11 protein-coding genes are annotated in these 13,315 nt (G+C 62.6%); 4 read left to right on the top strand and 7 right to left on the bottom strand.

Going from position 1 to position 13,315, the window contains the following annotated elements:
• Positions 1-210: 210 nt before the first annotated feature.
• The 3 genes from ASH01S_RS02180 to epsC all read right to left on the bottom strand — a co-directional run bounded on the left by ASH01S_RS02180 (position 211) and on the right by epsC (position 4,377).
• Positions 211-2,304 carry a beta-galactosidase gene (locus ASH01S_RS02180; RefSeq protein WP_169794168.1) on the bottom strand — a complete coding sequence of 698 codons (2,094 nt, stop codon included), beginning with the start codon at positions 2,302-2,304 and terminating at the stop codon, positions 211-213.
• A gap of 159 nt (positions 2,305-2,463) precedes the next feature.
• Complete coding sequence (locus ASH01S_RS02175; RefSeq protein ID WP_067922723.1) at positions 2,464-3,480, bottom strand: LacI family DNA-binding transcriptional regulator; 1,017 nt, start codon at positions 3,478-3,480, stop codon at positions 2,464-2,466.
• A gap of 33 nt (positions 3,481-3,513) precedes the next feature.
• Positions 3,514-4,377 (bottom strand): serine O-acetyltransferase EpsC, encoded by an 864-nt coding sequence (gene epsC, locus ASH01S_RS02170; protein WP_245628896.1) that lies wholly within the window; start codon positions 4,375-4,377, stop codon positions 3,514-3,516.
• Positions 4,378-4,514: 137 nt separating this feature from the next.
• Between epsC and ASH01S_RS02165 the strand changes: the two genes are divergently transcribed.
• The gene (locus ASH01S_RS02165) at positions 4,515-4,952 is read left to right on the top strand and encodes a Fur family transcriptional regulator (protein WP_067922721.1); all 438 of its coding nucleotides are present in this window, start codon (positions 4,515-4,517) and stop codon (positions 4,950-4,952) included.
• A gap of 117 nt (positions 4,953-5,069) precedes the next feature.
• Here the strand turns inward: ASH01S_RS02165 and ASH01S_RS02160 are convergent, their stop codons facing one another.
• Positions 5,070-6,416, bottom strand: coding sequence for an Nramp family divalent metal transporter (locus tag ASH01S_RS02160; protein ID WP_281178177.1), 1,347 nt, complete (start codon positions 6,414-6,416; stop codon positions 5,070-5,072).
• A gap of 256 nt (positions 6,417-6,672) precedes the next feature.
• On the opposite strand from ASH01S_RS02160, the gene ASH01S_RS02155 reads away from it, so the two are divergent.
• A complete protein-coding gene (locus tag ASH01S_RS02155; protein WP_067922719.1) occupies positions 6,673-7,287 on the top strand; it encodes an undecaprenyl-diphosphatase in 615 nt (204 codons plus the stop codon).
• 115 nt (positions 7,288-7,402) lie between these two features.
• The gene (locus ASH01S_RS02150) at positions 7,403-8,785 is read left to right on the top strand and encodes a dipeptidase (RefSeq protein ID WP_067922717.1); all 1,383 of its coding nucleotides are present in this window, start codon (positions 7,403-7,405) and stop codon (positions 8,783-8,785) included.
• A 132-nt stretch (positions 8,786-8,917) separates the two neighbouring features.
• Here the strand turns inward: ASH01S_RS02150 and codY are convergent, their stop codons facing one another.
• On the bottom strand, positions 8,918-9,703 hold the full coding sequence (gene codY, locus ASH01S_RS02145) for a GTP-sensing pleiotropic transcriptional regulator CodY (protein ID WP_067922714.1): 786 nt from the start codon (positions 9,701-9,703) through the stop codon (positions 8,918-8,920).
• Positions 9,704-10,026: 323 nt separating this feature from the next.
• On the opposite strand from codY, the gene ASH01S_RS02140 reads away from it, so the two are divergent.
• Positions 10,027-11,196 (top strand): cation:proton antiporter, encoded by a 1,170-nt coding sequence (locus ASH01S_RS02140; protein ID WP_067922712.1) that lies wholly within the window; start codon positions 10,027-10,029, stop codon positions 11,194-11,196.
• 33 nt (positions 11,197-11,229) lie between these two features.
• Here ASH01S_RS02140 and ASH01S_RS02135 read toward each other — a convergent pair whose 3' ends face one another.
• Together ASH01S_RS02135 and ASH01S_RS02130 are read right to left on the bottom strand one after the other, a co-directional pair.
• Positions 11,230-11,529 carry a YerC/YecD family TrpR-related protein gene (locus ASH01S_RS02135; protein ID WP_067922709.1) on the bottom strand — a complete coding sequence of 100 codons (300 nt, stop codon included), beginning with the start codon at positions 11,527-11,529 and terminating at the stop codon, positions 11,230-11,232.
• A 144-nt stretch (positions 11,530-11,673) separates the two neighbouring features.
• Entirely contained in the window at positions 11,674-13,302 is a 1,629-nt protein-coding gene (locus ASH01S_RS02130; protein ID WP_067922706.1) for a dihydrolipoamide acetyltransferase family protein, read from the bottom strand.
• Positions 13,303-13,315 lie beyond the last annotated feature (13 nt).

Here is a 13,315-nt window from a genome sequence, read left to right as displayed (position 1 = left end):
GGCGCATCCGAGCGGTTGCGCCTTCCTAGGGGAAAAGGGTTGTCTACAATATAACACTTGCCACATCGACAATCCATCGGACTTTTGCCCGAATTGATATCGAACTTTTGTCCAGGTAACATAGTTACGGCTAACCATGTTACGGCTAACCAGGCCGATCCGACAGATGGCCCTGATCATCATCAGGACGCCGAACCCGCGCCATGGCGGCTATTGTTTCAGCACCCGCACCCCCCGTGCCTGCAACCGCAGGACTGTCCCCACCGCATCCCCGGTCCAGACATCCCTCAAGGGGCCAGGCACGTCCTCCAACGCGATGGACTGCTCCTCGTCTGTGTGATTGAGCAGGAACAAGAAGCGCGATCCGCCCGGCTGCTGCCGCCATACTGCCTCTACACCCTCAGGTGTCACCAAGGCGGGCTCCACTCCGGCCACATCGGCAATAGAGAACAGCAGCCGCCTGATGGCGTCCGCATCCGGCCGCGTGCCCACATAGACGGCGAGACCCTGACCAAAACTGTGCGCCGTCACAGCCGCCCGACCGGCGTAAAAGTCGGCACCAAACTCGGCCAGCGGCTGCGCCCCCTCCAGCACAATGACATCCGCCCACAGATCGCCGGAGAACGTCTCGGGCAGCACGTCCCGTAGGCCCCCTGCGTCTATGGCCCCGGATGTCTCTGCACCAAGCCCGCCGGTTCCGGGAACGGGCAAAGCTGTACCGGTGTACCGGCAGGGAACCTGTTGACGCGGGAGGAACGGATCGAACTCTTCCACGTACATGCCCAGCACCTTCCTGAGCGGCGCCGGGTATCCGCCCAGGTGCACACGCTCGTTTTCGTCGACGATGCCCGAGAAGAATGTCGTCAAGAACACTCCGCCCCGGCGCACATAGTCGGCGATGCCGCTGGCCGCGCGCTCGGTCAGCAGGTACAGGTGCGGCGCCAACACCAGTTTGTATTTGGACAGGTCCGCCTCCGGGGGGACAAAGTCGACGGCGACGTTCTGCTCGAATAAAGGCCGGTACCAGCGCAGCAGTTCATCCAGGTAGCGGATGTCCTGGCTCGGCTTTGAACCCAGCTCCAACGCCCACCAGTTGGCCCAGTCGAACAGGATGGCCACCTGCGCCCGGACGCGGCTGCCTACAACCTCGGCAAGCCCTGGCAGCTCCTGCCCCAGCTGTACAACCTCGCGAAACACACGGGTGTTGCTGCCTGCGTGCGGCAGCATGGCGCCATGGAACTTTTCGGCTCCGGCGCGGGAAGCGCGCCACTGGAAGAACAGGATGCCGTCGCCGCCTCGCGCTATCGTCTGGTAGCTCCACAGCCGCGTCACACCCGGGCGCTTAAGGGGATTCTGCGGTCGCCAGTTGACCTGGCTGGCCGTCTGTTCCATCAAGAGGAACGGCTGCCCCTGCTTCAGGCTGCGCATCAGGTCGTGCGACATCGCGGCCAGCACAGGGATGCCGGCGGTCGGCTCGGGATAGCTGTCCCAGGTCACCAGGTCCATGTGCTGGGCCAACTTGAAGTAGTCAATCGGTTTGAAGAAGCCCATCAGGTTGGTCATCACCGGGACGTGGGGCGTGACCTGCTTCAGAACGTCGCTCTCTGCCACGTATAACTCAATCAGGCTGTCCGACATGAAGCGCGCGTAGTCCAGCTGCTGCGCCGGGTTGGCGTACGTCGGCGTCTTGCGCGGGAGCGGAATTTCACTCCAGTCATAGTAGGTTTGACTCCAAAACGCGGTGCCCCAGCGGTCGTTCAGCTCCTCCAGGCTCCCGTAGCGCGCCTTCAACCAGCCGCGAAAGGCGGCCTCGCAGCGCGGACAAAAGCAGCGCGACACGTGGCAGCCGTACTCGTTGTTGACGTGCCACATCGCCAGCGCGGGATGGTCTTTGTAGTGCTCTGCCAGCGCGCGCACCAACCGCCGACTGTATTCCCCATATTCCGGACTGTTGGGGCAATAGTGCTGACGCGATCCGTGCGAGTAGCGCACCCCGTTTTCATCCACCGGCAACACTTCGGGATGGCGCACCACCAGCCACGCCGGCGGCGACGCCGTGGCCGTCGCCAGATTGACCGCGATGCCGTTCTGCCACAGCAAGTTCACCACTTCGTCCAACCAGGAAAAATCGAACTGCCCAGGCGACGGCTCCAGCTTGGCCCAGGCGAAAATCGCCAGACTCACCATGTTGACACCCGCTTCGCGCATCAGCCTGACGTCTTCCTGCCACACCTCCTTTGGCCACTGCTCAGGGTTGTAGTCGCCTCCGTAAAAGATGTGTCGGGTGTTTTGTGCAAATGGCAAAGTTCTCCCCATCCTTCCGCCTGTGGTTTCGTGACCACATTCGACCTACGACACCTGAAAACGGTTACTCCGCATGAGTCCATGTTATTTCGATGGCCATTCGCTTGTCAAACGAAACGGATGAAAATACGGAGGAGGCCGACTCCGCAGGCCGCCGGCCTAGGGCGCAGGGCTTGCCGGGGCTTTCACGGATTCGCGCAACACCAGGGTAGTCGAAACCTCCACCGCGCGCGGCGCGGCGGCGTCCCCATGGATTTGCGCCAGCATCTGCTCCATGAGGACATTCCCAATTTGGCGCTTGGGGATGCGAATGGTGGAGAGGGTTGGTGTGACCAAACTGGCGATCTCCAAATCATCCACTCCGGTCAGGGACACGTCGTCGGGGACCTTCAGGCCGTGTTCGACCAATGCGCGCATGGCCCCCACTGCAATCAGGTCGTTGGTCGCGCAGATGGCGGTGAAGGAGCACCCTCGGTCCAACAGGTCGCACACCGTCTGGTAACCGCAGGTGAGGGTATCCTGGTAATCGGGAAAGAGCCGGGTCAAGGACTCGTCCAATGGGATGCCGTTGCTCTCCAGCGCGTCTCGATATCCCAGGTAGCGTGGGTTTTGAGTCGGCCTGGAGAACTGGTAGCCCATGAAGACAATTCGCCTGTGCCCGAGCGAGATCAGGTGCTCCGTGCACTCCCGCATCGCCCGGCGCAGGTCCACATAGACGTGCGGCAAGTCGGGGTGGCGCTCACGGTCGCAGTACAGACTGACCGGGAGCCGCCCAGCCAGTTCGGATAATGCCACAATCTTTTCCATTTCGTACGGAGCCAGCAAGATCATCCCATCGTAAAACCCGGACAGGACGACATCCAAGTACTCACGCTTCTCGTACGTCAGACTGTATAGAGAAAAGGTGTAATCGTGGGCCAGCGCCGTCTCCTCGATGCCGGCGACGATCTCCAGATAAAAGGAGTTGCTGATGGAGGGCGTGATGCAGGCCACCTGCCGGGACTGCTGCATCCTCAGACTGCGCGCCAGCCGATTGGGAACATAGTTCAATTCCTCAATGGCCCGGTGCACCCGCTTACGCACGTCATCGGCCACATACCCGTTATCGTTGAGAACGCGCGATACGGTGGATGGAGAAACCCCGGCCAGCCGGGCAACGTCTCGACGTGTGGCCATACCTTCACCCCCTGCCGTGGGCACCGCAATCCCTCAGCCGCGGCGCAATCGGACCACGGTCTCAGCCTGATAAAACACCTTGGAGTATGGCGGGACGCTCTCGGTCACCCAGGCACTGCTGCCGATGACCGAATGGTGCCCGATGACGGTGTCACCGCCGAGCACGGTGGCGTTGGCATACAGCACAACGCCGTCTTCAATCGTCGGGTGGCGCTTCGTCCGCCGCACCATCAGGCCCGCCTCGTCGCGCGGCAGGTGCAGTGCACCAATCGTGACTCCTTGGTAGATCTTGACGTGGTCTCCGACCACCGCCGTCTCGCCGATGACAATCCCGGTGGCGTGGTCAATCATGATGCCACGACCGATGGTGGCCCCTGGGTGGATGTCCACTCCGGTCAGGCGGTGGCCGTATTCGGTCATCATGCGCGGCAGCAACGGCACGTCCAGGTGATATAGGGCATTGGCGACCCGATAGATGAGCAGCGCCTGCAGACCTGGGTAGGTCAGGATGATCTCGTCGTAACCGGTTGCAGCCGGATCGTTGTTATAGGTCTCCAACACATCGTCGTAGAGCATGGCCTGCAGGTCGGGCAGCCTAGCAATCAAGAGATCCGCCTTCGCGTCGGCTTCCGCCCGCGACTCGGGTGTGGCATCTTGGTCGTAGCAGCGTCGGAACAGGGCTCGATGGATTTGTCGAGCCAGGGTCACGTGCAGGTCATCGACGACATCGCCGAGGCTGCGGCCGCTCTCGGGAGGAAAATAGTTGCACGCCATCAACTGCCTGACCAGTTGGACAATCTGCCGAATCCCATCCGGCTCGGGATGGCAGGCGCGACCTTCAAACCATTGGCAGCATTGCCTTTTCATCTGTTGGGCGATGTCGTGTCGCGAACTCACCGGAAAACCTCCTCATGGCGCAAGATCAGGACCAGACCTGAAGTGATAAAACACAGACGCGGATTGACAGATAGGTGCCACCGCGTTACATTGCGTATGCAAAACGATTTTCGATAAACCCGCGAGAGTGAGAGATAATGAATCAAGAACGGTTGCGGCAACTGCTGCACGAACAAAACTTTCGCCTGACGCGCGAACGGCAATCCCTGCTGGAACTGTTCGTGCAGTCCGAGCGCATGTTGACCCCGGCGCAACTGCACGAGTGGGCGCAGGAACACGGCGCGCGCGTCGGATTAACCACAGTATACCGACTCTTGGAGGTCCTGACAAAGGTCGGCGCGGCAATGCCGTTTTTGGTGGACGGCAACGTCTACTACGCGTTTTGCAGTGACGGCCACCATCACCATTTCGTGTGCCTCTCCTGCCACCGTGTGCATGAGATCCGCGAGTGCCCGTCCTTCCTGCACGTGCCGCGGGAGTTTCAGGTCGAATCTCACCGCGCCGACCTGTTTGGCACCTGCCCCCATTGCCAGTCGACCACGCCGGACGCGGCCGGAACGGGCGTGGCGCCATAACCCCCTGGCTCCACAGAATGTGTCCGCCAGGAGGTTGGGGATACGGCGATTGGATGATGAGTTTCAATTTTGGCCCTGGGGGACCGGCGGCGAGCCGGGGCGGGCTCTGGCGATGCCTCAGCCGGCCCCGGTGCAGGTCAGGTAGAGAAGGACCAAGTTTAAGCCAATCACCACGACCGCGATGGCTCCCGACAGTGCGGTCAACCAACGCGGATTGGTCAGTCGCCCCATCACGTCCCGCCGCCTCGTGAAGCCAATCAAGGAGACGAGCGGCGCCGGCAGCGCGAAGCTGAGCACCACTTGACTGATGACCAGCGCTCGCATCGGATTGGTGCCCCACCCGATAATGGCCAGTGTCGGCAGCATCGTCACCAACCGCCGCACCCAGACAGGGATGGTAAATCCGACGAAGCCCTGCATGATCACCTGCCCGGCCATGGTCCCGACGACGGAACTGGAGAGACCGGAAGCAAGCAACGAAGCCAAAAACACGCCGGCAGCAGCAGGCCCCAACAACGGCGTCAGGGTGTGGAACGCCTGGCTGATGTCCAGCGTCCCTCCCACACGGCCGTGAAACGCCCGGGCGGCGGTGTACATCATGGCCAGGTTGACCATCCCGGCCAGCGACATGGCGATAACCACATCCATGCGCTCAAACCGCTGAATGCGCACCGCCTCGCTCGTGGTCCGCGGCACGATGCGGTTTTGGGTCAGCCCAGAGTGCAAGTACACGGCATGCGGCATCACCGTGGCGCCGATGATGCCAGCGGCCAAGAGCACGCTGTCGGAATTGCCGAGCCACGGCGTCACCGCGTGCCGCGCAATCTGCCCCCAATCCGGGGCGGAGAACACGGTTTCCAGCACATAGCACAGCGCGATGGCGCCGAGCAGTGCGCCCACAAACACCTCCAGCGGCCGAAAACCAAACCGCTCCAAGGTCAGCACCCCATAGGTGATAATCCCGGTCAACACCGCAGCGGGGAAAAGCGGAATGCCAAACAGCAGATTGAGCGCCAGGCTCGCCCCCAGAAACTCCGCCACATCGGTCGCCATGGCCGCGATTTCCGCCACAACCCACAGCGTCCACGTGAGCGGACGCGGGTAATAGGCCCGGCACAACTCCGGCAGGCTGTGGCCGGTGGCGATGCCGAGCTTCGCAGAGAGCGTCTGAATCACCATCGCCATCAGGTTGGCCAACACCACCACCCATAGCATCCGGTATCCGTAGGCCGCCCCCGCCTGCAGGTTGGTCGCGTAGTTACCTGGGTCCACGTAGGCCACCGCTGCAATCAGGGCCGGGCCCAGAAACGGCAGGAGACGCCGCATCCCGTGCCCGCCAGTCAGGGCCCCGCGCGCCGAGCGCACCGTGCGTTCGGAGACCGAGCCAGGCCGATACGCGGCCCGACGGTCCTTACGGGGCCTGGGTGATCCCTGTGTATTCCTGGAAACCACATAGTCGCTCACGGTATCGGTCTCCTTTTTCGCTTCAAGACACAAAGTTTCACCAAGGACAATATTTTTCCCTAAGGAAACTTTCTGAGGCCATTATATGACAAATGCGGCTGGATGTGAACCCCCGCGCCGGTTGCGACATAGGCGCGGCCACAGTCTTCGACGCAGGCTGACAAAAAATCGCTTGTCAGGCGCACCGGGCTGGCGTATCATACCGGACAGACAGTCCCTGCACGCCCTGGCACATTCGCAGGATAAGGAGAGCCATATGAATCCGTTTGACGACGAGGTCTTTCACGCGATCAACCAGTATGCCGGCCATACGCCCGGCCTCGACCAGTTTATGTATTTCATCGCCCAGTATTCGTTGGAACTGTACGCCCTCCTGTTCATCATCGCCTGGTTCGCCCTGCCGCGGCGCGAAGAAGCCAGGCGGCACGCTTTGGTCGTCTCCGTGGCCGGCGGCGTGATTGCGCTCATCATCAACCTGATCATCGGAACCATTTGGTACCGGCCCCGTCCATTCGTCGCGATGCCGCACCAGGTCAACCACATTGCGCCGCACGCGGATGACGCCTCGTTCCCCAGCGACCACACCTCCGGCGCGTTCGGGTTCACCAGCGGATCGTTCGGCAAAGCGTCCCGTTGGGTAAGCTGGACGTTTTTGATTCTGGCCATTCTCGTGATGATTGCCCGTGTCTACGTCGGTGACCACTGGCCGACCGACGTGTTGGCCAGCGTCGTCGTCGGTACGGTGTCCGGCCGCGTCGCCTGGCTGTTTGACCGGCCGCTGGCCGTGGTCAGCCGCCTGCTCATGCGCATCTTCCGGCAGGGGCGGTTTTCCCGATCCGGCCGTTCTCTTCACTACTCCAACCGTTACTGATGCCCATCTGCGGAGCGCGCCCATAGGGCGCGCTTTGTTTTGCCCAGTGTCTGGTAAACCGCTCCCGGCGCCAGGCTATAATGAAGGGGTGACCTGGAAAGGGGGCAATGGAAACGTGAGCCACACATTCGCTGCTTACCTGGCGTCCCATCGCGAGCAGCACCTGGAACAGTTGAAGCAATTCCTGCGTTTTCCGAGCATCAGCACGCAACCGGAGTACGCTCAGGATGTCCGCGCCTGCGCGGAGTATCTGGCGCAGGCCATGCGCGAGATTGGCCTCGACGGCATCGCCGTGATGGAGACGCCCGGCCACCCGGTGGTTTATGGAGAGCGCCTGGCGGCGCCCGGCAAGCCGACGGTCCTGATCTACGGACACTACGACGTGCAGCCGGTCGATCCGCTCGAGCTCTGGCAGACACCGCCGTTTGAACCGACCGTGCGCGACGGGCGGCTGTATGCGCGCGGATCGAGCGACGACAAGGGACAGGTGTTCATGCACCTGAAGACGCTCGAGGCGTTGCTGGCAACCGAGGGAGAGCTGCCGGTCAATGTCAAACTGCTGATAGAGGGCGAGGAGGAGATTGGCAGCCGGCACCTGGAAGGGTTTGTGGAGCAGCACCGAGACCTGCTGCAGGCGGATGTCGTCGTCATTTCCGACACGACCATGCTAGCGCCCGACCAGCCGTCGGTCTGTTACGGCCTGCGCGGCCTGGCGGCGCTGCAGATTGATGTGCGCGGGGCGAAGGGCGACCTGCACTCCGGGCTGTACGGAGGAGCCGTGCAGAACCCGATTCGGGCGCTGGTGCACATCCTGGACTCGATGCACGACGATTCCGGCCGAATCACGGTGGACGGGTTTTATGACGGTGTGCAGCCCCTGAGCGAAGAAGAACGCCGGTCGATAACGGCGCTGCCGTTTGACGACGCTCAACTGGCCGCCGAATTGGAGGTGCCTGCCCTCTACGGCGAAGCCGGGTACACGACCCTGGAACGGCTGTGGGTACGGCCGACCCTGGAGTTCAACGGCATCTATGGCGGTTATCAGGGGTCAGGCACCAAGACGGTCATCCCCAACGAGGCGCACGCCAAGGTCACCTGCCGCCTGGTCCCCGACCAGGACCCGGAGCGGGTGTTCGAGGCGATTGAAGCGCACGTGCGCCGCCACGCACCGCCAGGGGTGACAGCTAGCGTACAGCGGTTTGACGCCGGCCGCGCCTATGTAGCCCCGTTTGACCATCCGGCCATCCAGCAGGCTGCACGCGCCTATGAGAAGGCCTACGGTAAGCCGGCCGCGTTCACGCGCATGGGCGGATCCATAGGAGTCGTGGACACGTTCGCGCGCCTGCTGGGAGCCCCGATTGTCATGATGGGGTTTGCCTCCAGCGATGAAAACTTCCACGCGCCGAACGAGTTCTTCCGCTTGGCGAACCTGGAAAAAGGGTTGGAGACCCTGTGCTGGTACTGGCTAGGTCTGGAGGACGCGCTGCGCGGAAAGTAGGCTCCAGCCAAATCGAGGATTTACCGGTTTGGCCAAAGGTGTGCAAAGGGTATGCGAAAGGGACCCTCTGGGGAGACGGCCCAGGGGGTCCCTTGGTTTTCTGGCGGCCCGGTGCGGGCCTATATCCCTGCGTCAGCGGTCGAACTGGCGCGCGATTTCCTCTTCGACGTACGGGTTGAGAATCCGCAGGTGGGTACCCTTCATGCCGAGAGAGCGGCTCTCCAGTGTGCCGGCGCTCTCCAGCTTGCGAATGCTGTTGACGATGACGGAACGAGTGACACCGTGCTCGTCGGCAATCTGGCTGCTGACCACGATGCCGTCCGGTGACTCCTTGACCGCGTCGATAAGGTACTTGGCAGCCTGCAGTTCCGAGAAGCTGAGGGAGTCCACCGCCAAACGCGCGAGCGAGCGCTGGCGACCCTCTTCTTCCTTGTGCTGCTGACGGGAGTGCACAACCTCCAACGCCACAACCGTCGCGCTGTACTCAATGAGAATCATGTCGTCATCGTCAAACGGGCGCTCCGAACGCGCGAACACAAGCGTGCCTTGACGTTCCCGCGCGCCGATGACCGGCGCCACCGCGATGTACTTCGACTGGAACGAGGCGTTTTCCTCCTCCGTCGAGAACACGTAAAACGGTTCTTTGTTCTGCAGGTTGGGCGTGGCCGTCTCCACGCGCAGCAGATGCTTGTTGAACTCCTCCGGGAAGCGGCCGTCTTCTGTCATGATTTTCAGCCACTCTTCGGTGAGCGCCTCGTCAATCACGCCGTAGCCGAGAATCTTGCCCTTGCGGCCGACGATGTATACATTGCAGGACATCACGCGGCTAAGAAATTCGGCGACGTCGCTGAAATTCACCTGGTCACTGGATGACCGCAACAATTGGCCAAGTTCCTGAACCTTCTCCAACAGTTTCAACGCTCATTCTCCTAACAATCCGAAGTATTTGTTCCGCCTTCCGAACCGACAGACCAAGCCGCCCGCCCTCACTGTCCACAGCATGTCCAACTTTCGGTCCGGTAATGCTGCCCGGGAGGCGGAACCAGCCCCGAACAGCACCATGCATTACTGTACCACGTAACATTCAGATTTGTCCCGGGCCGTGGCACGATTTTAGCCCGGATTCGACAAATGTTCACATTTCGTCTACATCCGTGTCATATTTTGTCGACCAGGCATAGGGTTGTCCGCTCCGCACATACACATCCAGTGTCCATCTGTGCGCCGGGAGGGGATGTGACGTGACAGATACGCTCCGCTTCTTCTTGCTCATCCTGTGCGCGTCGTTTGTGTTCAGCACACTGCTCGGCCGCCTGCCGTGGCTGCGCATTCCGGCGGCGCTGGGGTACCTCGGCTTTGGGATGCTGTTGGCGGGCCACCTGGTCCGTGTCGGCCCGGAGGAGGCTGCGTGGATACAACAACTGGGTGAGCTCGGGATGCTGTTTTTAATGTACCTGTCCGGCCTGGAAGTGGACATGACCTTGCTCAAACCGCACCTGTGGAAGGGGCAGCCGACGAATCCGCTGTTTCTGGCCATCTCCCTCTTCTGCACGTCGCTCGTCGTCAGCCTCGGGGCGGCCTTGGCCCTGACCCGATTGACGTTTCCCGGCGCTCACCCGTGGATGTTGACCCTGCTCTTGGCGACCACGTCCATGGGCATCATCCTGCCGGTGCTGGAGGAGTCAAGGCAACTCTTGGCCCTCTACGGTCAGACCCTGCTGCTGTGCGCCCTGATTGCGGACGTGGCCACGATGTTCTTGCTCTCGCTGTTCGTCAGCGTTCACTCCTCCGGTCAGCTGGACGACTTTTTGCTCACGCTCTCCGTCTTCCCGTTGGCGTTTATTCTCTACCGGGCTCTTGCCTGGGGGCAGCGGGTGCCAGCGCTGCGCCGACTGGCCGGCGACGCCCAGGCGCGCATGCGGGCGGTGGTGGCACTGCTGGCCGGCTTTTGCGCGGTCGCCGAATTCACCGGTTCAGAACCGATTCTGGGCAGCTTCCTCGTCGGCATGCTGGTCTCCGCGCTGCCGTTTGCCCACAAGCAGCGCATCAAGGAGTACAGCCACGGCATCGGCTACGGCTTGCTCATCCCCGTATTCTTTCTGTCGGTCGGCCTACAGTTTGACTTCGTCCGCTTTTATCAGTCGGCTTCTTGGACAGGAGTGCTGGCGCTGCTGGCCGCCGCGTTTGTGGTCAAGCTGGCGCCGGCCTGGCAACTGCGCCGCAGCTTCGGCCGGCGGGCGGCCGCAGCGGGTGGATTTTTGCTCTCCGCCCGCCTGAGCCTGATTATCGCCGCGGCCGAAATTGGGGTGAAACTGGGGCTTCTGCCCGAGGTCGTGGGGCAATCGGTCATCCTCGTCGCGGTCATCACTTGTATCGTGTCGCCGGTGGCGTTTTTGAGCCTCCTGGGATAAATCCACGCCAGCGTTCCAGGGGGCGCTGCCGCGTCACCCGCCGGCTTCCTTGAGACGCCCGAGCACCAGCGTATATCCATCCGATCCGTAGTTCAAACAGCGCTTCACACGGCTGATAGTGGCCGTGCTGGCGCCCGTCTCCGTTTCGATCTGGTGGTACGTTTGACCAGCCTGGAGCATGCGCGCCACTTCCAGGCGCTGCGCCAACGACCTGATCTCGCCAATGGTGCACAGGTCGTCGAAAAATCGGTAGCACTCCTCGACCGACTGCAGGGTCAGGACCGCTTCAAACAGACGGGTCACCATCGGATCGCGAATCCTATCGATGGGCATGCACTTTCACCCTTTACAGTGTTGAATCCATTTCCCGTCTATGGTAGCACACGCTGCCGGCACCGCCCAGCCCCCAGGGAAACGCCGCATCCCGCGGGCGCGCCAGCGGGCCGCCCGGCAACCGGCGCGGCCCGCCCGCACAACTTATCGCAGTTCGAGCATCAGTTCCTCAGGGTGTTCAATCAACCGCTTCAGATGGTTCAGGAAACGCACCGACATGGCCCCGTCAATGACGCGGTGGTCGAAGGACAGGGTGACGGTCATCACCTGACGAATCCGGATCTCGTCCTCGATAACCACCGGTTTCTTTTGAATCTGGTGGATGCCGAGGATGCCCACCTCTGGATAATTGAGAATCGGCGTGGCAAACAGGCCGCCAATCGGCCCCATGTTGGTGATGGTGAACGTGCTCCCGCGCAGGTCCTGCGGCGTCAGGGTCCGGTTCCTCGCACCGGTGGAGAGACGGTAGATCTCCTCGCCGATCTCGCGCAACGTCAATTGGTCGGCGTCCCGGACCACCGGGACAAACAAACCGTCGGGCGTGTCGACGGCGATGCCGATGTGGTACTCAGGCAGCAGCAAAATCTCCTCCGCCTCTTCGTCGAGTCTCGCGTTGAAGTACGGGAAGGCGCGCAGCGCAGACACCACCGCCTTGACGATAAACGGAAGGTAACTGATGCGCCGGCCCTCCGACTCCAGGCGCTCGTTCCAACGCTGCCGCAGCGCCACCAGCGCAGTGGCGTCGCATTCGTCAAAGGCCGTCACGTGCGGGGCCGTGAAGACGGATCGCTTGACGTGTTCAGCCGTGGCCCGGCGGATGCCACGGAACGGCACCCGCGTCGGCGTCCGCGCATCACCAGTGGCGGCGCGGGAAGCGGCACCGAGGGGCCGCCGCACCGCATCGTCCCCCTCGCCTGCGGGGGAAGAATCCGCGCGAGCGGGCCGGGAAGGGCTGTAAGGCCCGTCTTCCACCGCAAACCCGTGTCGCGCGGACCGCGGGACCGGCGTGGGATAGCCGCCCTGACGCAAGTCGCGCTCGCCGCGAACCGGTCGCTGGGCGAGCGACCAGAGCAAAGATGTCCCATGTTCACTCATGCTCTTGGCCGGGCCGGAGGTAGTCGGCGCTGTACGCTCCTGGAGATACCGCTCGACATCCGACTTGAGGATGCGCCCGCCCGGGCCGGTGCCTTTTACGTCCCACAGGGAGACCCCGTGCTGGCGTGCAAAGTGGCGGACACCGGGCGTCGCCTTGGGACGCCGGGCACCCGCCTCCGGGCCGCCCGCTGAGCCACCCGCCGTGTCGGCGCGGCCTGCGGCCGCGGAGTCCAGATTGTGTCCGGCGGCGTGGCCCTGCCGCCGCTGCGACGGGGTGGTCTCGACCGTCCGCACACCGTCGTCGACCGCCCTGTGCTCGCGCTGCCGGCCTTTGTCCGCTCCGGCCGCATCGGCAGGCGCCGGGCCGGACAAACCGCCTCGCGCCGCAGCCAACGGGGACGGATCTGGGGCGCGGACGACGACCGGATCGCCAATCACACTCTCCGGCTCAATCTCGACCAGCACGTCGCCGACGTGGGCGATGCTGCCAGTGGGTGCGTGGATGTGCGTGATCACCCCGGATGCGGGCGCCGGCAACTCGACAATCGCTTTGTCCGTCTGCACCTCTACCATCGGGTCAAACTCCTCCACGCGGTCTCCCTCGTGCACCAGCCAGCGCACAATCTCCGCCTCGTGGATGCCTTCCCCCACGTCGGGCAAGCGAAACTCGACCGCCATGCGTCAACCCCCT

Origin of the sequence: Alicyclobacillus shizuokensis NBRC 103103 (assembly GCF_001552255.1) — a bacterium.
GTDB classification, from domain to species: domain Bacteria; phylum Bacillota; class Bacilli; order Alicyclobacillales; family Alicyclobacillaceae; genus Alicyclobacillus_G; species Alicyclobacillus_G shizuokensis.
This window is presented reverse-complemented; position numbering and strand designations above follow the sequence as displayed.

What these genes read in the sequence shown, in the direction of transcription:
- ASH01S_RS02165 (WP_067922721.1), top strand. Translation starts at nt 4,515, where the DNA reads ATGAATCAAGAACGGTTGCGGCAACTGCTGCACGAACAAAACTTTCGC.
- ASH01S_RS02155 (WP_067922719.1), top strand. Translation starts at nt 6,673, where the DNA reads ATGAATCCGTTTGACGACGAGGTCTTTCACGCGATCAACCAGTATGCC.
- ASH01S_RS02130 (WP_067922706.1), bottom strand. Translation starts at nt 13,302, where the DNA reads ATGGCGGTCGAGTTTCGCTTGCCCGACGTGGGGGAAGGCATCCACGAG.
- ASH01S_RS02135 (WP_067922709.1), bottom strand. Translation starts at nt 11,529, where the DNA reads ATGCCCATCGATAGGATTCGCGATCCGATGGTGACCCGTCTGTTTGAA.
- ASH01S_RS02175 (WP_067922723.1), bottom strand. Translation starts at nt 3,480, where the DNA reads ATGGCCACACGTCGAGACGTTGCCCGGCTGGCCGGGGTTTCTCCATCC.